The 23,967-nt window shown below is 72.8% G+C and carries 21 protein-coding genes; 6 read left to right on the forward strand and 15 right to left on the reverse strand.

The window, feature by feature from the left end; all coding sequences use genetic code 11:
- The first annotated feature begins 168 nt into the window (after positions 1 to 168).
- Complete coding sequence (locus ABZ719_RS15845) at positions 169 to 1,203, forward strand: phosphatase PAP2 family protein (RefSeq protein ID WP_366725745.1); 1,035 nt, start codon at positions 169 to 171, stop codon at positions 1,201 to 1,203.
- Between the two features lie 69 nt (positions 1,204 to 1,272).
- Here ABZ719_RS15845 and ABZ719_RS15850 read toward each other — a convergent pair whose 3' ends face one another.
- Positions 1,273 to 1,488: an I78 family peptidase inhibitor gene (locus ABZ719_RS15850; RefSeq protein ID WP_366725746.1), complete on the reverse strand. Its 216-nt coding sequence runs from the start codon at positions 1,486 to 1,488 to the stop codon at positions 1,273 to 1,275.
- 657 nt (positions 1,489 to 2,145) lie between these two features.
- Between ABZ719_RS15850 and ABZ719_RS15855 the strand changes: the two genes are divergently transcribed.
- On the forward strand, positions 2,146 to 2,982 hold the full coding sequence (locus tag ABZ719_RS15855; protein WP_366725747.1) for a hypothetical protein: 837 nt from the start codon (positions 2,146 to 2,148) through the stop codon (positions 2,980 to 2,982).
- 46 nt (positions 2,983 to 3,028) lie between these two features.
- A complete protein-coding gene (locus tag ABZ719_RS15860; protein ID WP_366725748.1) occupies positions 3,029 to 3,400 on the forward strand; it encodes a hypothetical protein in 372 nt (123 codons plus the stop codon).
- Positions 3,401 to 3,686: 286 nt separating this feature from the next.
- On the opposite strand, the gene der is transcribed toward ABZ719_RS15860, so the two are convergent.
- The 5 genes from der to aroH form a co-directional block, all read right to left on the reverse strand.
- Positions 3,687 to 5,171 (reverse strand): ribosome biogenesis GTPase Der, encoded by a 1,485-nt coding sequence (der, locus tag ABZ719_RS15865; protein ID WP_366725749.1) that lies wholly within the window; start codon positions 5,169 to 5,171, stop codon positions 3,687 to 3,689.
- A gap of 77 nt (positions 5,172 to 5,248) precedes the next feature.
- The gene (locus tag ABZ719_RS15870) at positions 5,249 to 5,836 is read right to left on the reverse strand and encodes a lysophospholipid acyltransferase family protein (protein WP_366725769.1); all 588 of its coding nucleotides are present in this window, start codon (positions 5,834 to 5,836) and stop codon (positions 5,249 to 5,251) included.
- 77 nt (positions 5,837 to 5,913) lie between these two features.
- Positions 5,914 to 6,645, reverse strand: a complete 732-nt coding sequence (gene cmk / locus ABZ719_RS15875) for a (d)CMP kinase (RefSeq protein ID WP_366725750.1) — start codon at positions 6,643 to 6,645, stop codon at positions 5,914 to 5,916.
- Positions 6,646 to 6,800: 155 nt separating this feature from the next.
- Entirely contained in the window at positions 6,801 to 7,886 is a 1,086-nt protein-coding gene (locus ABZ719_RS15880; protein ID WP_366725751.1) for a prephenate dehydrogenase, read from the reverse strand.
- Positions 7,883 to 8,245, reverse strand: a complete 363-nt coding sequence (gene aroH, locus ABZ719_RS15885; RefSeq protein ID WP_037860616.1) for a chorismate mutase — start codon at positions 8,243 to 8,245, stop codon at positions 7,883 to 7,885. The genes ABZ719_RS15880 and aroH overlap by 4 nt, the downstream gene beginning before the upstream one ends.
- Positions 8,246 to 8,692: 447 nt before the next feature.
- On the opposite strand from aroH, the gene ABZ719_RS15890 reads away from it, so the two are divergent.
- Entirely contained in the window at positions 8,693 to 9,175 is a 483-nt protein-coding gene (locus tag ABZ719_RS15890; protein ID WP_366725752.1) for a Rieske (2Fe-2S) protein, read from the forward strand.
- A 22-nt stretch (positions 9,176 to 9,197) separates the two neighbouring features.
- On the forward strand, positions 9,198 to 9,902 hold the full coding sequence (locus tag ABZ719_RS15895) for a nucleotidyltransferase domain-containing protein (protein WP_366725753.1): 705 nt from the start codon (positions 9,198 to 9,200) through the stop codon (positions 9,900 to 9,902).
- A gap of 188 nt (positions 9,903 to 10,090) precedes the next feature.
- Here ABZ719_RS15895 and ABZ719_RS15900 read toward each other — a convergent pair whose 3' ends face one another.
- The 9 genes from ABZ719_RS15900 to ABZ719_RS15940 all read right to left on the reverse strand — a co-directional run bounded on the left by ABZ719_RS15900 (position 10,091) and on the right by ABZ719_RS15940 (position 21,577).
- Positions 10,091 to 11,155: a pseudouridine synthase gene (locus tag ABZ719_RS15900; RefSeq protein ID WP_366725754.1), complete on the reverse strand. Its 1,065-nt coding sequence runs from the start codon at positions 11,153 to 11,155 to the stop codon at positions 10,091 to 10,093.
- Positions 11,155 to 11,829 (reverse strand): SMC-Scp complex subunit ScpB, encoded by a 675-nt coding sequence (gene scpB, locus ABZ719_RS15905; protein ID WP_366725755.1) that lies wholly within the window; start codon positions 11,827 to 11,829, stop codon positions 11,155 to 11,157. The genes ABZ719_RS15900 and scpB overlap by 1 nt, the downstream gene beginning before the upstream one ends.
- Positions 11,826 to 13,265 carry a segregation/condensation protein A gene (locus ABZ719_RS15910; RefSeq protein ID WP_366725756.1) on the reverse strand — a complete coding sequence of 480 codons (1,440 nt, stop codon included), beginning with the start codon at positions 13,263 to 13,265 and terminating at the stop codon, positions 11,826 to 11,828. Before ABZ719_RS15910 ends, scpB begins: the two co-directional genes overlap by 4 nt.
- An 18-nt stretch (positions 13,266 to 13,283) precedes the next feature.
- Positions 13,284 to 13,865 carry a hypothetical protein gene (locus tag ABZ719_RS15915; RefSeq protein ID WP_366725757.1) on the reverse strand — a complete coding sequence of 194 codons (582 nt, stop codon included), beginning with the start codon at positions 13,863 to 13,865 and terminating at the stop codon, positions 13,284 to 13,286.
- Positions 13,850 to 14,986 (reverse strand): ParA family protein, encoded by a 1,137-nt coding sequence (locus ABZ719_RS15920; RefSeq protein WP_078884225.1) that lies wholly within the window; start codon positions 14,984 to 14,986, stop codon positions 13,850 to 13,852. The genes ABZ719_RS15915 and ABZ719_RS15920 overlap by 16 nt, the downstream gene beginning before the upstream one ends.
- A 413-nt stretch (positions 14,987 to 15,399) precedes the next feature.
- The gene (gene ald, locus ABZ719_RS15925) at positions 15,400 to 16,524 is read right to left on the reverse strand and encodes an alanine dehydrogenase (RefSeq protein ID WP_366725758.1); all 1,125 of its coding nucleotides are present in this window, start codon (positions 16,522 to 16,524) and stop codon (positions 15,400 to 15,402) included.
- Positions 16,525 to 16,658: 134 nt separating this feature from the next.
- Positions 16,659 to 18,767, reverse strand: a complete 2,109-nt coding sequence (locus ABZ719_RS15930; RefSeq protein WP_366725759.1) for a tetratricopeptide repeat protein — start codon at positions 18,765 to 18,767, stop codon at positions 16,659 to 16,661.
- 441 nt (positions 18,768 to 19,208) lie between these two features.
- Positions 19,209 to 19,838: an NUDIX hydrolase gene (locus ABZ719_RS15935; protein ID WP_366725760.1), complete on the reverse strand. Its 630-nt coding sequence runs from the start codon at positions 19,836 to 19,838 to the stop codon at positions 19,209 to 19,211.
- 89 nt (positions 19,839 to 19,927) lie between these two features.
- Positions 19,928 to 21,577 (reverse strand): CTP synthase, encoded by a 1,650-nt coding sequence (locus ABZ719_RS15940; protein WP_366725761.1) that lies wholly within the window; start codon positions 21,575 to 21,577, stop codon positions 19,928 to 19,930.
- A 514-nt stretch (positions 21,578 to 22,091) separates the two neighbouring features.
- On the opposite strand from ABZ719_RS15940, the gene ABZ719_RS15945 reads away from it, so the two are divergent.
- On the forward strand, positions 22,092 to 23,894 hold the full coding sequence (locus ABZ719_RS15945; protein WP_366725770.1) for a glycoside hydrolase family 15 protein: 1,803 nt from the start codon (positions 22,092 to 22,094) through the stop codon (positions 23,892 to 23,894).
- Positions 23,895 to 23,967: the final 73 nt, after the last annotated feature.

Below are 23,967 nucleotides of genomic sequence, written 5' to 3' on the forward strand. Positions count from 1 at the left end.
GCCGATAAGGACGACCGGAATGATCAAAGGAAATGCAGGCCGGTGGCCGTCCTCATTTGCGAAATCCGGGGAAATCAGGCCTCGTTGAGAGCAATCCCACATCACATCGTCATCACAAACCACGTGATTCGTCCGGGAACTGCGCTCACTCGCTGTAACGTCGATTAGGTGCGTACCGAAGGAACCCTCACCCGCCTGGACCGGGTGTTCGCCAGGCTGGACCGTGAGCCACAGCGGCCGGCGCACATCGACATGCCGAGAATGAGCAGGCACCGGATGGTGCTGTTCTCGGCGACCCTGGCCTTCTACCTGGCGATCGTCTGGGCCGTGGTGACCACCTCCTGGCTGGTCCGGCTGGACTGGCAGGTCATGTTCTTCCGGCCGTACCAGCAGTGGCCGCAGATCCACGCGTTCCTCGACTACTACGTGGTCCTGGGCCAGCGCGGCCCCACCGCCGTGATGGTCGCCTCCTGGCTGGGCTGGCGTTCCTGGCGGCAGCACACACTGCGCCCGCTGCTCACCCTCGCCGCCTCGCTGCTGCTGCTGAACATCACCGTCGGCGCCGCGAAGTACGGCATGGGCCGGCTCGGCCCGCACTACGCGACCGTCATCGGCTCCAACGAGATGGGCCTGGGCGGCGATATATTTCCCAGCGGCCACACCGCCAACGCCGTGGTGACCTGGGGCATCCTGGCCTATCTGGCGTCCACCCCGACCGCGCGGCGCTGGCTGTCGGCGCTGTCGGCCCTCACCTCGCTCGGCGTCGGCCTCACCACCGTCTACCTGGGGACGCACTGGCTCAGCGACGTGGTGCTCGGCTGGGCCGCGGGACTGCTGATCCTGCTCGCGCTGCCGTGGTGCGAGCCGCTGATCGCCCGCACCGAGAACGCCCTCTTCGACCTGCGCGACCGCTGGCGCGCCCGTCGCGGCCTGCCCGTCCCCGTGCCCGGACCGGCCCTGCCCGTCGGCACGCCCGTGGTGCACAAGCAGCGCACCCCCGCGCCGGAGGAGACTCCGGCGGCCCACGGCACGGTCGGCGCGTCCCTCACGGGCCGCCCGCCCGCCCACCTCGCCCCGGGTCCGCGCTCGGCCCGCGCCGAGCGCAGCCCGGCCACTGCGGCCGGCAGCCGCAGGCCGCCGCACCCGGAGCCCTCGCAGCGGGCCCCGCACGACGCGGCACCGGCCCCAGCGACCCGCTCCTGACCGGCGCTCACGCCGCCCCCCGACAGCCGCCGCTGCCGGCGGGCGCTGCCGCCGATCCCCTGCGGGCCCTCAGCCCTTCCAGGCCCGGGCCACCCGGTCGCCCCTGACCTCGAAGTTGAGCCGGCCGACCCGGTACTCCATGGTGATGATCGCGCCCGGCGGCAGCGAACGGACCGTGGACCAGCCCTGTTCGCGCGCCAGCCGCTCGGCCTGCCCGGCCTCCAGGCCGACGTACCGTTCGGGACTGTCCTGGGGCTCCGCGGGCGGAGTGGGGATCGGTGCCATGCTCCCCACGGTAGGCCCTGCCGCCCCCTCGCCGACGGTCCCGGCCGCCCTTCGCTCAGCGGGCGCACCCCTCCCTCCGTAGTCACATCAGCTGATATGCGCCTCTCCTGTCACGTTTACATCACAAGATCACCACGACGGGAGGCGCCGAACTCCGTCACCCCCGCGAGCGCTTCCGTCCCCCTTCCGCACTCATTCGAACGCAATTCCCCGACGCCGGGGACGCACCCCGGAAATGCCCGCGCGGAAAGACCGGGGGAAGAAGGGAGAGGATGAGCGGAGAGCGGGGAAAACGCCGCCGGACCCGGTTCGGGGCCCGCCCTGATCCGCATTCCGCTTCCCGTCGGCGCGGCCCCCGCGGGCGCCGCTGCGCACAGGAATTCCACTGGTTCGGGAGGGGCCCCGCGCTCCCCCGCCGCGCGGCCGGATCCCCCGTACCCGCCCCGCGAAGATCCACTGCCACCCGGCGAGTTGACGATGTGTAAGCGTTCGCGAACCCAGTGTGACCGGACGCGGAGGAGGCCGGATTCCGTGTGCCGCAGGGCGTGACTCCCCCCGCGGATCGCCCGTTGTCTTCTTCATGAGCCGGGGGCCCTCCCGGTTCATGGGCCGGGAGCCACCCGGTCCCGCCACGCACCGCATCCCGAGGAGCCACCCGTGCCGCGCATGCTCGACGTCAGCGACGCCGTACGCGCCGAGATCGGCGACGAAGAAGCCGACCGGCTGCTCGCCGGAGAGAACGCCCCGGGCAGTTACGACTGCACGTCCTGCCGCACCCCCGGCGACTCCGAACAGGAGCGCACCAGCACCGTCCTCTTCGTCGGGGACGAGACCGCCGTCCTCGCCTTCGCCCACGCCACCTGCCTGCCCTCCCAGGTGGTCCAGGTCACCGAGGAGCAACTGCGCGGCGCGGTCCGCTCCATCAACGCGGACACGGGCGGCCAGAGCGCCGCCGGGGGGCCCGCCCAGGGCGTGCCGCAGCAGGCCGCTCCGGAGGCCGCCGCCCGGCAGGGGGCCCAGGAGCCGGCCGTGCTCGGTGTGACCAGCGGTCTCGTCCTGGTCGCCGGGGAGCTGCATCCCGCGCTGGTCGTCGAACCGACCGCGCCCATCGTGCGACCGGGCTCGACCGGCCCCGGCGACGAGTTCCTGACACTCCTGACCGAGCAGGGCTACACGCCCGTGGCCGGCCTCGAATCCGTCCCGCCCGTCCTGCACGGCTGGTCGGTGCTGCTGGCCATGGGGCAGCTGCACGCCGTTCTCCAGCCCGGGGCCGAGGGCGGCCGGCCGGCGGCCTGGTGGCAGGCGCACCAGCCCCTCCAGGTCACCGAGGGCTGGCGGGCGGCGGCCAACAAGCACCAGCAGGTGCTGATGTTCGCGGCGCCGGTCGGCTCCATCGGCCGCCAGCCGCGCGAGGACCTGCTGCGCAACGCGCTGGACAAGGCGGCGGCGCAGGGCAGGCTGGTCGCTGCGACGCTGCCGCTCGCCGGGACCTGAGCCGTCACAGCCGCATCCCTTCCGGTTCGGGGTCGTTTGGACATACGTGCACGCATATGACGTTCCCCGCCGCCAGCCCTACCAGCCGATCCGGTCCGCACGGCCGGCCCAGGATCCGGCCGGCCCGTCCACCACGCCGATCTACGACGCGCTCTACGCCGAGTACGTCAAGTCCTACCGGACGCTGCCGGGCGACCGGAGCGGTGAGGAGGACCTGGGCTTCGTCGCGTTCGGGGACCTCGGCGCGGGGGCGAACGCGTACATCGCCTACGGCGCGGGCGCCTACAGCACCCGGCACAGCACGGGGCAGCAGCAGACGCAGTGGCAGCGCGTCGGGACGCTGGAGCGGCAGGAGAACGGCACCGGGATGCAGCACGTCCCGGCGGCGCTGCCGCCCGCCCCGCGCCGCGCCACCTGACGGCCGTCGGCGCAGGGGCGGCGCGGTCTGCGAGCGCGGGACGTCCGCGCGTGGATCGCCCGCGGGACGGCTCGCGCACGGCCACGGAGGCGTACAGGCCGCGCAACGGCGGCCCGCGGGCGCCTGCGGAAGGGCGCGCGGACGACCGCGGACAGCGCGCCCCGGCAGCGGCCACGGGCAGCGCGGAAGGCGGGGGCGGCGTACGCACGGTGTACGGACAGGGAAAGGGCGGTCCCCGGTGCGGGGACCGCCCTCTCACGTCGCGCGCGTCATCCGCGCGCCCGCGTCACTTCTTCTTCGCGCCGCGCTTCTCGCGCACCCGCACCGAGATGTGGATCGGGGTGCCCTCGAAACCGAACTCCTCGCGCAGCCGGCGCTCGATGAAACGCCGGTAGCCCGCCTCGATGAAGCCGGAGGCGAACAGGACGAACCGCGGCGGCTTGGTGCCCGCCTGCGTGCCGAAGAGGATACGCGGCTGCTTGCCGCCCCGGATCGGGTGCGGGTGGGCGGAGACCAGCTCGCCCAGGAAGGCGTTGAGGCGGCCGGTGGGCACCCGGGTCTCCCAGCCGGCCAGCGCGGTCTCGATCGCCGGGACCAGCTTCTCCATGTGCCGGCCGGTGCGGGCCGAGACGTTCACGCGCGGGGCCCAGGCGACCTGGCCCAGCTCCGTCTCGATCTCCCGCTCCAGGTAGTAGCGGCGCTCCTCGTCGAGGGTGTCCCACTTGTTGAAGGCGAGGACGATCGCGCGGCCCGCCTCGACGGCCATGGTGACGATCCGCTGGTCCTGCACGGAGATGGACTCGGAGCCGTCGATCAGGATGACGGCGACCTCGGCCTTCTCCACGGCGGCGGCGGTGCGCAGGGAGGCGTAGTAGTCGGCGCCCTGCTGGAGGTGGACCCGCTTGCGGATACCGGCGGTGTCGACGAACTTCCAGGTGACGCCGCCCAGTTCGATCAGCTCGTCGACCGGGTCGCGGGTGGTGCCCGCCAGCTCGTTGACGACGACGCGCTCCTCGCCGGCCACCTTGTTCAGCAGGGACGACTTGCCCACGTTGGGGCGGCCGATCAGGGCGATGCGGCGCGGGCCGCCGACGCCGGTGCCGCCGAAGCTCTCGCGCGGCGCCTCGGGCAGCGCCTCCAGGACCCGGTCCAGCATGTCGCCGGTGCCCCGGCCGTGCAGCGCCGAGACCGGGTGCGGCTCACCGAGGCCGAGGGACCACAGGTAGGAGGCGTCGGCCTCGCCGCTGGGGCCGTCGACCTTGTTGGCGCACAGCACCACCGGCTTGCCGGCCTTGCGCAGCAGCCGGACGACGGCCTCGTCGGTGTCGGTGGCGCCGACCTTGGCGTCGACGACGAAGACGACCGCGTCGGCGGCCTCGATGGCGTACTCGGCCTGGGCGGCGACGGAGGCGTCGATGCCGAGGACGTCCTGCTCCCAGCCGCCGGTGTCGACGACCTTGAAGCGGCGGCCCGCCCACTCGGCCTCGTAGGTGACGCGGTCGCGGGTGACGCCGGGCTTGTCCTCGACGACCGCCTCACGGCGGCCGATGATCCGGTTCACCAGGGTCGACTTGCCGACATTGGGGCGGCCGACGACGGCGAGCACGGGCAGCGGGCCGTGTCCGGCGGCCTCGATGGCGCCCTCCACGTCCTCCGGGTCGAAGCCCTCTTCGGCGGCCAGCTCCATGAACTCCGCGTACTCGGCGTCACCGAGCGCCCCGTGCTCGTACTCGTGCTCGGCCGAGCCGTCGGGCTGGATGTCGTCGTTCATGAAGTCCGTACCTCGTAGTTCATCGTGGTGGTCGGTGGAACACAGCCGTTCGCGGTGATCCACTACTCGAGTGTCGCTCAGCGCCCGGTGCGGCGCCTGGCGTTTTCCAGGTGGTCGGCGAGCTGCTTCTGGATGTGCTCGGTGGCCGTGTCCAGCGCCCGCCGGGTGCGCCTGCCGCTGCCGTCGCCGGCCTCGAAGGGCTCGCCGAAGACCACGTCCACGCGCGAGCGCAGCGGAGGCAGCCCCTTTATCAACCGTCCCCGCCGCTCGGAACTTCCCAGGACGGCGACCGGGACGATCGGCGCCCCGCTGCGGACGGCGAAGTAGGCCAGGCCCGCGCGCAGCGAGGCGAAGTCGCCCTCGCCGCGGGTGCCCTCGGGGAAGATTCCGAGGGCGCCGCCCTGCTCCAGGACGCCCAGCGCCCGCGTGATCGCCGTGCGGTCGGCGCTGTGCCGGTCCACCGGGAGCTGGCCGATGCCGGTCAGGAAGGATCCGAGGGGGCCGACGAACGCTTCCTTCTTGATCAGGAAGTGCACCGGCCGGGGCGCCACGCCCATGACCATCGGGCCGTCGACGTTGTGCGAGTGGTTGACGGCGAAGATCAGCGGGCCGCTCGCCGGCACCTGCCAGGCGCCCAGCACCCGCGGGCGCCACAGCCCGTACATCAGCCCGACGCCGATACGGCGGCCGACGTCCGCGCCGCGCTCCGACGGCACGGCCGCCGACCGCTTGGACGGAAGACTCACAGTGCCGCCCGCTTCTCCTCGGCGGCCCGCGCCTGCCCGGCGCCCCGCTTCTCCTCGACGAGGGTGACGACGCACTCGATGACCTGGGCCAGCGTGAGGTCGGTGGTGTCGACCTCGACCGCGTCGTCCGCCTTGGCCAGCGGGGAGGTGCTGCGGCTGGAGTCGGCCGCGTCCCGCTTGATCAGGGCCTCGCGGGTGGCGTGCACGTCGGTGTTCTTCAGCTCGCCGCTGCGGCGGGCGGCACGGGCCTCGGGCGAGGCGGTGAGGAAGATCTTCAGGTCGGCGTCCGGCAGCACCGTCGTGCCGATGTCGCGGCCCTCGACGACGATGCCGTGCTCGGCGCCGCCGGCCAGGGAGCGCTGCAGCTCGGTGATGACGGTCCGCACCTCCGGCACGGCGCTGACGGCGCTGACCTTGGAGGTGACCTCCTGGGTGCGGATCGGGCCGGCGACGTCCACGCCGTCGACGGTGATCGTCGGGTGCGCCGGGTCGGTGCCGGAGACGATCACGGGCTTGCCGGCCACGGCGGCGACGGCGGTCGGGTCTTCTATGTCGATCCCGTTGGTCACCATCCACCAGGTGATCGCCCGGTACTGGGCGCCGGTGTCCAGGTAGCTCAGGCCGAGCTGCGCGGCCACGGCCTTCGACGTGCTCGACTTGCCCGTGCCGGAGGGGCCGTCGATGGCGACAATCACGGGCTGGGCGGTCCGGGCGGCGCCGTGTTCCACAGCGGGGCACCTTCCTGGTGAAGGGTGGCGGGCGGGTGTGCGGGACCCAGGGGCCCCCGCACAAGGTTACTGGCTGCCCGGGCGCCCTCCGACTGCCGGAGGGTGCGGCCCCCGCGCAGCGGGGTCCGGCCCCGCCGCCGCGTGGGCCCCGGTCCTCACTGCCGCAGCGCCCAGCCCCGTTCCCGCAGGGCCGCCGTCAGCACGGGGACCGCCTTCGGCTCGACCATCAGCTGCACCAGGCCGGCCTGCTGCCCGGTGGCGTGCTCGATGCGGACGTCCTCGATGTTGACGCCGGCCGTCCCGGCGTCGGCGAAGATGCGGGCCAGCTGTCCCGGCTGGTCGTCGATGAGCACGGCGACGACCTCGTACGCCCGGGGCGCGGAGCCGTGCTTGCCGGGCACCCGGACCCGTCCGGCGTTGCCCCGCCGCAGCACGTCCTCGACACCGGCACCGCCCTCCAGTCGCTTGGCCTCGTCGGAGGACTGCAGTGCCCGCAGGGCCCGCACCGTCTCGTCCAGGTCGGCGGCGACGTCGGCGAGCAGGTCGGCGACCGGGCCCGGGTTCGCCGAGAGGATGTCGATCCACATCTGCGGCTCGGAGGCGGCGATCCGCGTGACGTCCCGGATGCCCTGCCCGCACAGCCGCACGGCCGCCTCCTCGGCGTGCTCCAGACGCGCGGCGACCGTGCTGGAGACCAGCTGGGGCATGTGGGAGACGAGGGCCACCGCGCGGTCGTGGGCGTCGGCGTCCATGACGACCGGGACCGCATGGCAGTGGGAGACCAGCTCCAGGGCGAGGTTGAGGACCTCGGTGTCGGTGTCGCGGGTGGGGGTGAGCACCCAGGGGCGGCCCTCGAAGAGGTCGGCGGTCGCGGCCAGCGGGCCGGACTTCTCCCGGCCCGACATGGGGTGGGTGCCGATGTAGCCGCTGAGGTCCAGGCCGAGCGACTCCAGCTCGCGGCGCGGGCCGCCCTTGACGCTGGCCACGTCCAGGTAGCCGCGGGCCACGCCCCGGCGCATGGCGTCCGCGAGCACCCCGGCGACGTGCGCGGGCGGGGCGGCCACGATCGCCAGGTCGACGGCTCCTTCGGGCGCCTCGCCCGTGCCGGCGCCGAGCGCGACGGCGGTACGGACCTGCTCGGGGTCCCGGTCGGCCAGGTGCACGTTCACCCCGCGCCGGACGAGCGCCAGGGCGGCCGAGGTGCCGATCAGGCCGGTGCCGATGACGAGTGCGTTCCTCACTGGGCGATGTCCTTGCGCAGGGCGGCCGCCGCCCCGAGGTAGACGTGGGCGATCTCGGCGCGCGGCCGGTCGGTCTCGATGTGCGCGAGGACACGGACCACGCGGGGCATCGCGCCCTCGATGTCCAGCTCCTGCGCGCAGATCAACGGTACGTCGACGATGCCGAGCCGGCGGGCGGCGACGGCGGGGAAGTCGCTGTGCAGGTCGGGGGTGGCCGTGAACCAGATGCTGATCAGGTCGTCGGGGGTCAGGCCGTTGCGCTCCAGGACGGCCCTCAGCAGGGCCCCGACCTGCTCGCTCATGTGACCGGCGTCGTCCTGTTCCAGCTGGACGGCCCCCCGGACCGCTCGTACCGCCACGGCGCTGCTCCTCGCTGACGTGTGTACCGGTTGTCGTGCACCGGTGTACCGGCTCGTGGCCGACCAGCCTAGTCAGGCGGCGGGCGCGTCCCGCGCGGCGCCCGCCCGCTGAGACGGGAGGAGGCGAAGCCACCGGGGCGGGGGCGGCTTCCCGCTGGAGGCGGGTACGGGCCGGGACGGGACGGTTACGGGCCAGGGCGGGGCGGTCCGGGCCAGGGCGGGGCGAGTAACGCGCCGGGGCCGGGGGCGAGTACACGCGTGGACGGAGGGGCGGGTACGCCCTGGAGCCAGGGGCGAGTACGCGTCCGGCCGCGAGCAGGCGCACAGCGCTGCACCATTTGCACCACTCGACGCCGATTTACTTCGACTTGGGAGTCTTCGGTGCGAAGATGCTTCCGCTCCGATCGGAGCGGCTCCCCCCACCTCGGCACCCCTCGGAGTGACGGCATGACTCAGGGATCGACCCGGCGCACGGTTCTCGCAACGGGCGCCGCGGCGGCACTCGCCGCCGGCTGCAGCGACTCGAACTCGGGCGGCGGCAGTTCGTCCGCCGCGGACGCCGCCTCGGCGGCACCGCGGACCCCGTCCACGGCCCCGCCGACCACGGCCGCCGCCGCGTCCCCGTCGCACAGCACGGTCGCCGGCGAGGAACTGACGCGGACCAGTGACGTCCCGGTCGGCGGCGGAAAGATCATCAAGGAGCACGGGGTCGTCGTCACCCAGCCGGTGAAGGGCCAGTTCAAGGCCTTCTCCGCGATCTGCACCCACCAGGGCTGCACGGTCGCGTCGGTGGAGAACGGCACCATCGCCTGCCCCTGCCACGGCAGCATGTTCCATGCCGCGGACGGCTCGGTGGCCCACGGCCCGGCGGCCCGCCCGCTGGCCCCCAAGGAGATCAAGGTGGAGGGAAATTCCATCCACCTGGCCTGACGGTCCGCGTACGCTCCCGGGCATGCAGCCCGAGGACCTGGTACGCGACCACACGATCTACGCCTGTGTGATGGGCTCGCGGGCTTTCGGGCTGGCGACGGAGAGCAGTGACACGGACCGTCGTGGTGTCTTCGTCGCCCCCGCCCCGCTCTTCTGGCGCTTCGAGAAGCCTCCGACCCACGTGGACGGGCCTCGGCCCGAACAGTTCAGCTGGGAACTGGAGCGTTTCTGCGCACTGGCGCTGCGCGGCAATCCGAACATCCTGGAGTGCCTGCACTCCCCGCTCGTGGAGCACGCCGACGGCACCGGCCGGGAACTGCTCGCCCTGCGTGAGGCGTTCCTGTCCCGCAGGGTGTACGCCACCTTCATCGGTTACGCCCGCGACCAGCGCCGCAGGCTCGACGCCGACGTACGCGCGCACGGCGCCCCGCGCTGGAAGCACGCGATGCATCTGCTGCGGCTGCTGGCGGGCGCCCGGGACCTGCTGCGCACGGGGCGCCTGGCCCTCGACGTCGGCGACGCGCGGCCCCGTCTGCTGGCCGTGAAGCGCGGCGAGGTCTCCTGGTCCGAGGTGGAGTCCTGGGCGGGCCGCCTGGCCGACGAGGCCGAGCGGGCGTGCCGGCGCACCCCGCTCCCCGCGGAACCCGACCAGCGGCGCGTGGAGGACTTCCTGTTCCGTGTCCGCCACGCCTCGGCCCTCGCCCACCACCCGCCCGGTCCCGCCTAGACGGACCCGGGCGGCCGGGACGGACCCAGACCGGCGGCGGCACGGTCCGCCCTTCTGCGCACACCGGCCCGGGCGCGGGCCCCGGGCGGAGGCGCGGCACCGTCGGCCCGTCCGCGCACACCGGCCGCCGGGCCCGGCCGGAGTTCCGGTCCCGCGCCCGGAACCGGCCCCGGGCCGGGGCGTACGGCCTACAGGTCGACTTCCTTCATCAGCATGCCGACCTCGGTGTTGGACAGGCGGCGCAGCCAGCCCGACTTCTGGTCGCCCAGGGTGATGGGGCCGAACGCGGTGCGGACCAGCTTGTCGACCGGGAAACCGGCCTCGGCGAGCATGCGCCGCACGATGTGCTTGCGGCCCTCGTGCAGGGTGACCTCGACGAGGTAGTTCTTGCCGGTCTGCTCGACGACCCGGAAGTGGTCCGCGCGCGCGTAGCCGTCCTCGAGCTGGATGCCGTCCTTGAGGCGCTTGCCCAGGTCGCGCGGGATCGGGCCGACGATGTGCGCGAGGTAGGTCTTGCGCACGCCGTACTTGGGGTGGGTCAGGCGGTGCGCCAGCTCACCGTGGTTGGTGAGCAGGATGACACCCTCGGTCTCGGTGTCGAGCCGGCCGACGTGGAACAGGCGCGTCTCGCGGTTGGTGACGTAGTCGCCGAGGCACTGCCGGCCCTCGGGGTCCTCCATGGTGGAGACGACACCGGCGGGCTTGTTCAGCGAGAAGAACTGGTACGACTGCGTGGCCACGGTCAGACCGTCGACCTTGACCTCGTCCTTCTCCGGGTCGACCCGGCGGCCCTGCTCCAGGACGATCTCGCCGTTGACCTCGACCCTGGCCTGCTCGATCAGCTCCTCGCAGGCGCGCCGCGAACCGTATCCGGCGCGGGCGAGCACCTTCTGCAGCCGCTCGCCCTCCTGCTCGGCGCCCGGGAAGGTCTTGGGCAGCTTGACTTCCTTCTTGCCCGCGTAGCGCTCGCGATTGCGCTCCTCGGCGCGCGCCTCGTACTCACGGGAGCGCGCGGGCGCCGACCGCCCGCGCTGGGCCTCGGCCTTCTTCGGGCCGCCCTTGGCACCGCCCCGGGCCGCGCCGCCGCGCCCCGCCTTCGGGCCGTCCTTGGTGGCGCCGGGGCCCACGTCGTAGCGGCGCTCCTCGGGGCGGGGCTTGCGGGGGCGGCCCTGCCCCTGCTTCTGGTCCCTGTCGTTGCCGGCGCCGCGGTGGTTACCGCGCCCGCCGTTCTTGCCGCTGCCGCTGCTTCGCATCAAAGTTCCGTCGTCGTCGTGTCAGTCATGTGCGTCCCGTGACCCTCGTCGGGGTCCGGGGCGTCCGGGTCGAACGACGGTACGGCTTCCTGGGTCTCGGCCTCGATCGCCTCCGCCTCCGGGAGGAAGGGCGCCAGCTCCGGGAGCTCGTCCAGACCGCGCAGGCCCATCCGCTCCAGGAAGTAGTTCGTCGTCCTGTACAGGATCGCACCTGTTTCGGGTTCCGCGCCCGCCTCCTCGACCAGTCCGCGCTGGAGGAGGGTGCGCATCACGCCGTCGCAGTTGACTCCGCGGACGGCGGAGACCCTGCTGCGGCTGACCGGCTGGCGGTAGGCGACCACCGCCAGGGTCTCCAGCGCGGCCTGGGTGAGCCGGGCCTGCTGCCCGTCCAGGACGAAGCCCTCGACGGCGGCGGCGTACTCGGGGCGGGTGTAGAAGCGCCAGCCGCCGGCGACCCGCCGCAGTTCGAAGCCGCGCCCCTGCACGGTGTACTCGTCGGCCAGCTCCCGCAGCGCGTCCGCGACCTGCCGCCGGGGCCGCTGGAGCGTCTTCGCCAGCAGTTCCTCCGTGGCGGGTTCGTCCACGACCATCAGGACGGCCTCCAGGGCGGGCTTGAGGCCGAGGCCGGCGACGCCGCGCAGGCCCGCGGGCAGTTCGGTGGTCTCCTCGCTCACGCCTTCTCCTCCTCTTCTCCCCGGGGCTCACTCATGCCGGGCTCGTCCTGTCCGGGGCCGGCCGGTCCGGGCCCGTCCGCCGCGGGGTCGTCCGCCCCTGGTTCGGCGGGTGCTTCGCGCGGCCGGTCGAACTCGTCGGTCACCATGGTCCGCGCGTCGCCGTCCCCGCCGGTCCAGCGCACGAGCAGGTCGCCGAGCGCCGTCTCCTGGTCGAGCGCCACGGCCTTCTCGCGGTACAGCTCCAGCAGCGCGAGGAACCGCGCCACGACGGTCAGGGTGTCGTCGGTGTCCTCGACCAGCGCGCGGAAGCTGGCCTCCCCCAGTTCCCGCAGCCGCGCGACGACGATCCCCGCCTGTTCCTGCACGCTGACCAGCGGTGCGTGGATGTGGTCCACGTACACCTGCGGTTTCGGCTTGGGCTGCATCGCCTTGACGGCGAGCCGCGCGAACCCCTCCGGGCCGATGCTGATGACGACCTCGGGCAGCAGCTCCGCGTGGTGCGGTTCGAGCCCGACGGTACGGGGGTGGCGCCGGGCCTCCTCGTCGAGCCGCCCGTTGAAGATGTCGGCGATCTGCTTGTACGCGCGGTACTGGAGCAGGCGGGCGAAGAGCAGGTCCCGGGCCTCCAGGAGGGCGAGGTCGGCCTCGTCCTCCACCTCGGCGGCGGGCAGCAGCCGGGCCGCCTTCAGGTCGAGCAGCGTGGCCGCCACCACCAGGAACTCGGTCGTCCGGTCCAGGTCGCCGTCGGGTCCCATGGCGCGCAGGTGCGCCATGAACTCGTCGGTCACCTTCGACAGGGCGATCTCGGTGACGTCGAGCTTGTGCCGGGAGATCAGCTGGAGCAGCAGGTCGAAGGGCCCCTCGAAGTTGGCGAGGCGGACCTTGAAGACGCCGTCGTCGCTCGCGGCCGTCCCGGCGCTCGCGCCGCCGTCCGCACCCCCGGCACCACCGGCACCGTCAGCGCCATGGATGCCGCCCGCACCTTCGGTGCCGGCGGTGTCGTCAGCTCCCTCCGCACCACCGGCCCCCGGCGCGCCCTCGGCAACCGCGGTGCCGTCCGCGCCACCGGTCCCGTCCGCGCCCGCGGCGCCGTCCGCGCCCACCGGGCTGCCGGGCCCGCCGCGGCGGGGAGCCCGCTCGTCGGGCGGACCGGCCGGTTCCGCCGGGGCGACGCCCGCTCCGGCGGGGGCAGCAGGCTTCGCGGGCGCCTCCGGCTCCGCGCGCGCCTCGGGCGCGGGCCGCCGGGCCGGCGGAACCGGGCCGGCGGGATCCGGTGTCACGACGGGCACCGGCGGTGCGTCGGGCGCCGTCGGCGGGGCAGGTGCCGCGGGCGGGGCGGGCTCCGGCAGCGGAGCGTTCGTCCCCGGCCCCCTCCCCAGCGCACGCCTGCGGGCGGCGGGGCCCGGGCCTGCGGGCGGAACGTCGTTCGAGGTCATAGCCTCCGCAGGCTACCGTTACCGTCCGCGCAGCCGGCGGACGAGGATGCTCGCGTCCCCGCGGGACTCCAGATCGGCCAGGACCACGGCGACCGCCTCGCGCACGATGCGGCCCCGGTCCACGGCCAGGCCGTGCTCGCCCCTGAGCACCAGGCGCGCGTGCTCCAGGTCCATGAGTTCCTCGGCGGAGACGTACACCGTGATCTTCTCGTCGTGCCGTTCGCGCCCGCTGGGGCGGCGCGCCGCCGCCCTCCCGCGCTTGCGGGCCGCTCCCGCGGCGCCCGCCGCGGAACCTTCCGGCGCCGCCTGGCGCCGCCCGCCGCGCTCCGCGCCCGCGGCGCCGCGGCTGCGGGACTCCCCCGCCTCGGCCCCTTCGGCGTCGGCCGCCGCGTGCTCGGCGCCCTCGCCGTCACCGCCCTGCGCGGGCACCGCCTGCGGCGCGTCCTCCGCCGGGACGGCCGTGGCGTCGCTCTCGCCCGCCGGAGCGGGCACCCGGGCCTCGCCGCCCGGCTGACGCCGGGGAGTGGACGCCTGGAGCGCGGTCCCCCCTGTCGTACGGAACAGTTCGTCGGCCCCCGGCAGACTCACTCGGCGTGACACCGGGCGAGCACCTCCCTGGCGAGCTGGCGGTAGGCGGCGGCACCGACGGAGTTGGAGGCGTACGTGGTGATCGGCTCACCGGCGACCGTGGTCTCCGGGAAGCGGACCGTGCGCCCGATGACCGTGTGGTAGACGTGGTCGTCGAACGCCTCGACGACACGCGCGAGCACCTCACGGCTGTGCACGGTGCGCGAGTCGTACATCGTGGCGAGGATGCCGTCCAGCTCCAGGTCGGGGTTGAGGCGCTCCTGGACCTTCTCGATCGTCTCGGTCAGCAGCGCGACACCGCGCAGCGCGAAGAACTCGCACTCCAGCGGCACGATCACCTTGTGCGCGGCCGTCAGGGCGTTCACGGTGAGCAGGCCGAGCGAGGGCTGGCAGTCGATGACGATGTAGTCGTAGTCGTCCATCAGCGGCTTGAGCGCCCGCTGGAGCGTGGACTCGCGCGCGACCTCGGAGACCAGCTGCACCTCGGCGGCCGACAGGTCGATGTTGCTGGGCAGCAGGTCCATGTTGGGGACCGCGGTCTTCAGCAGGACCTCGTCCGCGGACATGCCCCGCTCCATGAGCAGGTTGTAGACGGTGAGGTCCAGCTCCATGGGGTTGACGCCGAGACCCACCGACAGCGCGCCCTGCGGGTCGAAGTCCACGAGCAGGACCCGGCGTCCGTACTCCGCGAGCGCGGCACCCAGGTTGATGGTCGACGTCGTCTTGCCGACGCCGCCCTTCTGGTTGCACATCGCGATGATCTTCGCGGGACCGTGGTCGGTCAGCGGACCGGGGATCGGGAAGTACGGCAGCGGGCGTCCGGTCGGACCGATGCGCTCACGGCGCTGGCGGGCCGCGTCGGGCGCGAGTGTGGCCGCGTACTCGGGATCGGGCTCGTACTCGGCGTCGGGGTCGTAGAAGTGCCCCTCGGGCAGTTCGTCGTAGTCGGCGAAGTGGTTGTGGGGCGCGCCACTTCCGTCGCCGGCCATGGCGTTCACGTGATGGCCATCCATGCTCTGGTGTCCTGGCTGGGTCACCAGCGGGAACCGGTGACCCTGGTGGGCTGCGAAGGTGCGCACAGCGACGGAGCCGACAGCCTCGAGCCCCGCGGGGCTCTGGCCCCGCGCAGGCATTCCTGGTTGACCACCCCCGGGAGAAAATGTCGACTCATTCACAAGTCGTCTTACCTCCTTGGTGACCAGGGAACTTCTAGACAGGTCAGCGTGGCACCATGCCGACGGTTGGCGACTCTATGGCGTGTCGGGCGTCCGCAGCAACACAATCCGCCGGACCCGGCCCGATGTGTCGGCAATGAAACATCCCTCTGTCAAGGGCGTACGACCGTCGCACAGCAGGTTTCACCGGTGCGTGAATCGGTCGAATGGTTGCGTTCGAGGCGAGTTGGCCGTGTGCGGCGAAGTGACCATACACACATCCGGCCGGACCTTGTGGGGCAAGGTCCGGCCGGGTGCGTGGCGTTGACGACACGAGTTGACGTATCGCCTTTTTCCGTCGGGTGACTTGGTCGACTCCTCGACGCCGGGGCTCAGCCGAGCAGCGTCTCCAGCTCGACGTGGTCCAGGCCGTGCGCCTCGGCGACCTCCCGGTAGACCACCTTGCCGTCATGGGTGTTGAGACCCTTGGCGAGCGCGGCGTCGCGGCGCAGCGCCTCGACCCAGCCGCGGTTGGCGAGTTCGACGATGTACGGCAGCGTCGCGTTGGTCAGCGCGTAGGTCGAGGTGTTGGGGACCGCGCCGGGCATGTTGGCGACGCAGTAGAACACGGACTCGTGGACCTTGAAGGTCGGCTCGGCGTGCGTGGTCGGGTGGGAGTCCTCGAAGCAGCCGCCCTGGTCGATCGCGATGTCGACAAGGACACTGCCGGCCTTCATCCGCGACACCAGCTCGTTGGTGACCAGCTTCGGGGCCTTGGCGCCCGGGATGAGGACGGCACCGACCACGAGGTCGGCGTCCAGGCAGGCCTTCTCCAGCTCGAAGGCGTTGGAGACGACGGTCTGGATCTTCGTGCCGAAGATCTTGTCGGCTTCCTTGAGCTTGTTGATGTCCTTGTCGAGCAGGGTCACGTGGAAGCCCAGGCCGATGGCGATCTGCGCGGCGTTCCAGCCGGAGACGCCGCCGCCGATGATGACGGCCTTGCCGGCCGGCACGCCCGGGACGCCGCCCGGCAGCACGCCGCGGCCGCCGGCCGCGCGCATCAGGTGGTAGGCGCCGACCTGCGGGGCGAGACGGCCCGCGACCTCGGACATCGGGGCGAGCAGCGGCAGCGCGCGGCTGGGCAGCTCGACGGTCTCGTAGGCGATCGCCGTGGTGCCGGACTCCAGGAGGGCGTCCGTGCACTCCTTGGAAGCGGCCAGGTGCAGGTAGGTGAAGAGGATCTGGTCCTTGCGGAGGCGGTGGTACTCCTCCGCGATCGGCTCCTTGACCTTGAGCAGCAGGTCGGCGGCGGCCCAGACCTCGTCGGCGGTCCCGAGGATCTCGGCACCGGCCGTCACGTACTCCTCGTCCGGGATCGCGGAGCCGACGCCCGCGTTCCGCTCGACGACGACCTGGTGGCCGTTTCGCACCAGCTCGTGCACGCCGGCCGGGGTGATGGCCACCCGGAACTCGTTGTTCTTGACCTCGCGGGGGATGCCGACCTTCACGTCGATCACGGTCCTTGACTCAGGGAATGTGGGGCAATAAAGACGTACCCCGGCATGCGGGGGCATACCAGGAGACACCGCAGGAGAACGAGCGGCAGAGCCAGTTTAATGAAGGCGTTCTCGCTGTCTAGCCTTTCATTGCATCAATCTTCAGCGGATGTGCTGCGGATTTCGCAGGCCTCCCCGTCCTGTTCCTGTGATGTGTCGACTCGGGGGGCCTCCGCTCCGGCCGTGACGGGGGCCTGGCCGGGCCGGATCTCGCCCGCGAGCAGGCGTTCGGCGGCCCCCCGGTGCAGCTGCGCCGCCGCCGGATCGCCCAGCCGCTCCAGGGTGTCGCCGAGCCGCAGCTGGAGCGCGGCCTGCAGCCGTACGTCCTCGGCGCGGCGGGCCCACTCGACCGCCTCCTGGCAGGTGCGCAGGCACTCCTCGGGCCGTCCCGCGTACTCCTGGACCCGGGCCAGTTCGCTCAACGCCCGCGCGTGGGCGGCGACATCGCCCGTCCTGCGGTGCGCGGCGACGGCGGCCCGCCAGTTGCGCAGCGCCTCGCCGTAGTGGCCGGCGTAGGTGTGGGCGGCGGCGATCCGGCCGTAGAGCCGGGCGGCGTCGGCGTGCTCGCCGCGCGCCAGCCGCTGGGCCAGGGCGCGGCCGAACCAGTCGGCGGCCCGGTCGTGGTCGCCCAGCTCCTGGTGCGCGGCGCCTACGGATTCCATCGCGCGGCCGGTCGCGTACGGGTCGTTCGCCACGCGTCCGGCGTCCAGCGCGGCCCGGTAGCGGGCGAGCGCCTTCGCCGTGCGGCCGGTGCGGGCGTCCAGGTCGGCCAGGTTCAGCAGAGCCGCGGCCTGCTCGCGGGGCAGCCGCTGCCGCTCGGCGACGTCCAGGACCAGGCCGTGGATGCCGTAGAGGTCACCGGCCGCGGCCTGGGTGCCCAGGTGGGCGACCATGGCCCGCACCAGCTGGGACATCAGGCGGCGTGCCAGGGTGTCCAGCTCGCCGTCGGCGACCGCGAGCCGGGCGGCGGCGAGCAGGGCGGCCCTGCGGGACCGCAGCCACTGTCCGGCGGCCCGCGGGTCGGCGAAGCGCAGGGCGGGCGGCAGGTTCTTCAGCTTCTCCCGGGTCTGAGGGCTGTCGGTCTCGGTGACCGCCCGGCAGGACTGGAGCAGCCGTACGGTCCGCTCCAGCATCCGGGCCCGGGCCAGTTGCAGCTCGGCGGGGCGCTCCTCGCGCTCGGCGAGGGCCAGCAGCAGCGGGTGCAGGCAGCCGGGCACCTCGTAGCGGGGCAGTGGGGAGGGCACGGGGCGCAGCAGGCCCAGGGCGGCGAAGCGGTCGAGCAGGGGCCGGGCGCCGTCCAGGGAGGTGCCGGCGAGCGCGGAGGCGGTGTGCGGGTCGACGTCGCCGGCCGGGGCGAGGGCGAGCAGGCGCAGCATCCGGGCGGCGGACTTCGGCAGGTCCGCGTGGACGAGGTGCAGGACGCGGGCGAGCGGGGCGCTCTCCGCTGTGTCGGCGTGCAGCCGTTTGGCGAGGTCGGAGACGGTCTCCTCGGGATGGGCGGCGAGCAGGCCGCCGGCCAGGGTGAGCGCGGCGGGCTGGCCCTGGCAGACCTCGACCAGGTTCTCGGCGGCACGCGGGTCGACGGTGACGCGCACCGGGTCGATGTGCTGGGTGAGCAGGTCGAGGGCGGACTTGGTGTCGAGCCCGCCCAGGGTGCAGGGGCGGACGTCGGCGATGCCGGTGAGCGGGCCCTGGGCGACGGCGACGAGCAGGCAGTCGGCGTTGTCCGGCAGCAGCGCGTCGACCTGCTCGGCGCCGGCCGCGTCGTCGAGCAGGAGCAGGACGCGGCGCTCGGCCAGCGCGGTGCGCAGGGCGTCGGTCAGATCGTCCTCGGCGGCGCCCGGTGCGGCGGGCAGGCCGAGGGCTGTGAGCAGCTCGCCCGCGGTGCGGCCGACCGGGACCGGGGTGCCGTCGGGCTCGGTGAGCCGGGCCCGCAGCACACCGTCGGGGTAACGGTCCGCGACCTGCCGTACCAGTTCCTCGGCCAGCGCGGTGCGGCCGGATCCGGGCCTGCCGGCGACCAGCAGGACGCGGGCGCGGGGGGCCTTGCGGCCGGAGATGGTGTCGAGCCCGGCGCGCGCGATGTCGGCGCGCAGTTCCTTCAACTCCCGTGCACGGCCGAGGAAGTGGCGCTCGGGGGCCGCCGGCGACCGGTCGTCACCGGACGGGTTCGCGCCACCTGCGTCCACCGCCTGATCCGTCACGGGCCACACTCCCGTCCCACCGCACGCGCATACCCGCCGGGACTCCGGTACGGGCGTTTGAAGAGCCTAGTTCACGCTCTGCGACGTTCCGGGACGAGCGCGGCGCGAGGTCGCCCGATCGGATCAGCCGATGGTCACACCGGAGGGGAGTGCGGCCCGTCACGCCCGCTCAAGGGGCCGAGCGGCCCGCTCGGGAGCGGCCCACCCGGGAAACGGGCAGGCCACTCGGAGAGCGCCGGGCCGGCTGAGAGCGCGGCCGATTCAGGGAGCGAGGCGCCGGCCCGGCGAACGGGCGGCCGGCCGAGGAGGCAGGCGGCCCCCTCGGGGAGCGACGGCCTGCTCAGGGAGCGAGCGGCCGGCTCGGAGAGCGGGGCGCGGGCTCGGGGAGCCGACCGCCCGTCCAGGAGGCACGACCGCCCGTCCAGGAGGCCGGCGGCCCGTTCAGGAGGCGAAGGGGCGGGCCGGCCACGGGGCCTGTGCCGGACGCAGCGCGTCCAGGCCCTCACCGCTCTGCCGTGCCGCGACCAGCGCGAGGACACCCACCACGAGGCAGTTGTTGTGCAGCTCACCGGCGAGCACACCGCGCACCAGGTCCCCGACCGGCACCCGGTCGAGTTCCATGTCCGTCTCCTCGTGCTCGGCCTCGAAGCGCTCGCCCTCCGCCTCGGACAGGTCACGGGCGAGGAAGATCCGCACGGCTTCGTCGCAGCCGCCGGGCGTGGTGTAGACGTCGGTCAGCACCCGCCAGTCCTCCGCCTTGACGTGCGCCTCCTCGTACAGCTCGCGCCGGGCGGCGTGCAGGGGGTTCTCGCCGGGCACGTCGAGCAGTCCGGCCGGGATCTCCCACAGCCGCTGCCGCACCGGGTGGCGGTACTGCCGGATGACCAGGACGCGGTCCTGCTCGTCCAGGGCGAGCACGGCCACGGAGCCGGGGTGGACCTGGTAGTCGCGGGAGGACACCGAGCCGTCGGGCATGACCACCTCGTCGGTCCGCATCGAGGTCTTGGCCCCGGTGAACGGCGTCCGCGTCCCCCGGACCTCCCACTCCTCGGGGGTGTCCTTGATCGTCATGCCCTGTCCTCCCGCACCTTGCCGTACCTGTACGCAACCGGGGTGCCCACCGTCGCGGCGGGCACCCCGGCAACCGTACAACCGGTGCGTTACTTGCCGGTCTTCCGCTCGACGGCGGCCTTCACCAGCCCGGCGAACAGCGGGTGCGGGCGGGTCGGGCGCGAGCGCAGCTCCGGGTGGGCCTGGGTGGCGACCAGGTAGGGGTGGACCTCGCGCGGGTACTCGACGTACTCGACGAGCTTGCCGTCCGGGGAGGTGCCGGAGAAGACGATGCCGGCCTTCTTCTCCAGTTCGGCGCGGTAGGCGTTGTTCACCTCGTAGCGGTGGCGGTGGCGCTCCTCGACGTACTCCTTGCCGTCGTAGACCTCGCGCACGATGGAGCCTTCGGCCAGCTTGGCCGGGTACATGCCCAGCCGCATGGTGCCGCCCATGTCGCCCTCGCCGGCGACGATGTCCATCTGCTCGGCCATGGTGGAGATCACCGGGTGCGCGGTGGCCGGGTCGAACTCGGTGGAGTTGGCGTCCGAGATGTCGGCGAGGCTGCGCGCGGCCTCGATCACGATGCACTGCAGGCCCAGGCAGAGGCCGAGCAGCGGGATCTTGTTCTCGCGGGCGTAGCGGATCGCGCCGACCTTGCCGAGCACCCCCCGGTCGCCGAAGCCGCCGGGGATGCAGATGCCGTCGACGTCGGAGAGCTGGGCCTTGGCGCCGGCCGGGGTCCTGCAGTCGTCGGAGGTGACCCACTTGATCTTCACGCGGGCCTTGTTGGCGAAGCCGCCCGCGCGCAGCGCCTCGGTGACCGACAGATAGGCGTCGGGCAGGTCGATGTACTTGCCGACCAGGGCGAGGGTGATCTCGTGGTCGGGGTTGTGGACGCGGTCGAGCAGGTCGTCCCAGGTGGTCCAGTCCACGTCGCGGAAGGGCAGGTCGAGCTTGCGCACGACGTAGGCGTCCAGGCCCTCGGTGTGCACGACCTTCGGGATGTCGTAGATCGAGCGGGCGTCGGGGCAGGCCACCACGGCGTCCTCGTCGACGTCGCACATCAGCGAGATCTTCCGCTTGATCGCGGTCGGGACCTCGCGGTCGCAGCGCAGCACGATGGCGTCCGGCTGGATGCCGATGTTGCGCAGCGCGGCCACCGAGTGCTGGGTCGGCTTGGTCTTCAGCTCGCCGGAGGGGCCGATGTAGGGCAGCAGCGAGATGTGCACCACGAAGACGTTGTCCCGGCCGACCTCGTGGCGGACCTGGCGGACGGTCTCCAGGAACGGCAGCGACTCGATGTCACCGACCGTGCCGCCGACCTCGGTGATGACGACGTCCACCTCGTCGGTGGCCATGCGCCGGATGCGGTGCTTGATCTCGTTGGTGATGTGCGGGATGACCTGCACCGTGTCGCCGAGGTACTCGCCGCGCCGCTCCTTGGCGATCACCGTCGAGTACACCTGGCCGGTGGTGACGTTGGCCGAGCCGTCCAGGTCGCGGTCGAGGAAGCGCTCGTAGTGGCCGATGTCCAGGTCGGTCTCGGCGCCGTCGTTGGTGACGAAGACCTCACCGTGCTGGAAGGGGTTCATCGTGCCGGGGTCGACGTTCAGGTACGGGTCGAGCTTCTGCATCACGACGCGCAGGCCCCGGGCCTTGAGGAGCATGCCGAGGCTCGAGGCGGTGAGGCCCTTTCCGAGCGAGGAGGCGACACCCCCGGTGACGAAGATGTGCTTGGTCGTCGTTGATTTGGGCGGCATGGCCAAGAGGGGGCTCCCGTGGTCGCGGATTGTCGTGCGGTACGGCGGTCCGGCCCGGGGAACCCGGGTTGTCCGGCTGGGGTGCCGTCGCTGCGGTTCGGGGGTTTCGAGCCCACCGGTCCACGGGCTACCAGGGTATCAGCGCCGGACGGTGATGGCTTCCGGCCACGCTCCGCGCACGCGTCGGTACGGGTGCGCGACGGTCACGGATCCCTCACCCCTGGCTCACCCGTTCGGCGCATGCTGGTTGCCCGGAGCGGCACGCGGATCATCCACGTGCGTCGTATCCTGCTCGGACACTCGCTGCCGAGCCCGGCCGGAAAAAACGGCACCACCCCCGCCCGTACACACCGGAACAACGAGAGCTCGTCAGTTCGTTGAGCAAAGGTTGTCGTTCTGCCTCACGGCCGACCGGCGGTCTGCTGCACCGCTCGACGACGCATCACACCCCCCTTGACCGCACTAGCGACCGCCCCCATCGCGGGGTGACGTGGCCGTTCGACTGGAGTTGCACGTGGCCGGGCGCATCGAAGACTACGCACTCATCGGAGACATGCAGACCGCTGCCCTGGTCTGCCGGGACGGGACGGTCGACTGGCTGTGCCTGCCCCGCTTCGACTCGCATGCCATCTTCGCCGGCCTGCTGGGCACCGAGGAGCACGGCTTCTGGCGCCTCGGCCCCGCCTTCCCGGAGGGTGCCGAGCCGCCCACCGCCGACCGGCGCGGCTACCGCGGCGACTCGCTGATCCTGGAATCGGAGTGGGACACCCCGCACGGCACCGTCCGCGTGACCGATTTCATGCCCCCGCGAGACGGCGCCCCGCAGCTGATCCGCATCGTGGAGGGCGTCACCGGCCGGGTGCCGATGCGCTCCGCCCTGCGCATGCGCTTCTCCTACGGCCGGGTCGTGCCCTGGGTGCACCGCAACGAGGCCCGCACCGTCGCGGTCGCGGGCCCGGACTCCGTGTGGTTCGACACATCCGTGGAGACCTACGGCGAGTCGCTGACCACGTACGCGGACTTCACGGTCGCTCCCGGTGACCGGATCGCGTTCACCATCTCCTGGCAGCCCTCGCACAAGGAGGCGCCGCCGGAGCCCGAGCCCGAGCAGTCGCTGGAGGCGACCGAGGACTTCTGGCGCGAGTGGGTCGGACACTGCACGTACCACGGCCCCTACCGTGAGGCCGTGGTCCGCTCCCTGATCACGCTGAAGGCCCTGACCTACGCCCCCACCGGCGGCATCGTCGCCGCGCCCACCACCTCCCTGCCGGAGGACATCGGCGGCGTACGCAACTGGGACTACCGCTACACCTGGCTGCGGGACGCGGCGATCACCCTGTCCTCGCTGCTGCGCACCGGCTACCGCGAGGAGGCCCGCGCCTGGCGCGAGTGGCTGCTGCGCGCGGTCGCGGGCGACCCGGAGAACCTCCAGATCATGTACGGCATCGCCGGCGAGCGCGAACTCGGCGAGGCGGAGCTGGACTGGCTGCCCGGCTACGAGAACTCCGCCCCGGTCCGGGTCGGCAACGGCGCCGCGCACCAGCTCCAGCTCGACGTCTACGGCGAGGTCACCGAGGCCCTGCACCTGGCCCACATGACGGGCCTGGCCCGCAACGACTACGCCTCGCTGCTCCAGCTCAAGCTGATCCGCTACCTGGAGAAGCACTGGCAGGAGCCGGACGAGGGCATCTGGGAGGTGCGCGGGCCGCGCCGGCACTTCGTGCACTCCAAGGTCATGGCCTGGGTCGCCGTGGACCGCACGATCAAGCTGATGGAGTCCGGTGACGTCGAGGGCCCGCTGGACCGCTGGAAGGACCTGCGCGACGAGATCCACCGGGACGTCTGCGAGAAGGGCTACGACAAGGAGCGCAACACCTTCACCCAGTCCTACGGCTCGCGCGAGCTGGACGCCTCCCTGCTGCTGATCCCGCAGATGGGCTTCCTGCCGCCGGACGACAAGCGGGTCATCGGCACCATCGAGGCCATCCAGCGGGAGCTGTCCACCTCGGACGGCTTCATCCTGCGCTACCCCACCGACGGCGACCACGCGGGCGTCGACGGCCTCCCCGGCGACGAGGGCGCCTTCCTCGCCTGCTCGTTCTGGATGGCCGACGACCTGGCGATGATCGGCCGGGTCGACGAGGCGCGCAAGCTCTTCGAGAAGCTGCTGTCCCTGCGCAACGACCTCGGTCTGCTGGCGGAGGAGTGGGATCCCCGCCTGCAGCGCCAGGTCGGCAACTTCCCGCAGGCCTTCAGCCACGTCCCGCTGATCGACACGGCGCTGCGTCTGACGGCGAGCGGGGCGTACGGGGGCTGAGGCGGGCCGGGGCGGTGTCGCGGCGGCACGAGTTCGTGGCGGCGGTGAAGGAGGCCACGGACGTGGTGCTGGC

Origin of the sequence: Streptomyces sp. NPDC006743 (assembly GCF_040703815.1) — a bacterium.
Taxonomy (GTDB): Bacteria; Actinomycetota; Actinomycetes; order Streptomycetales; family Streptomycetaceae; genus Streptomyces.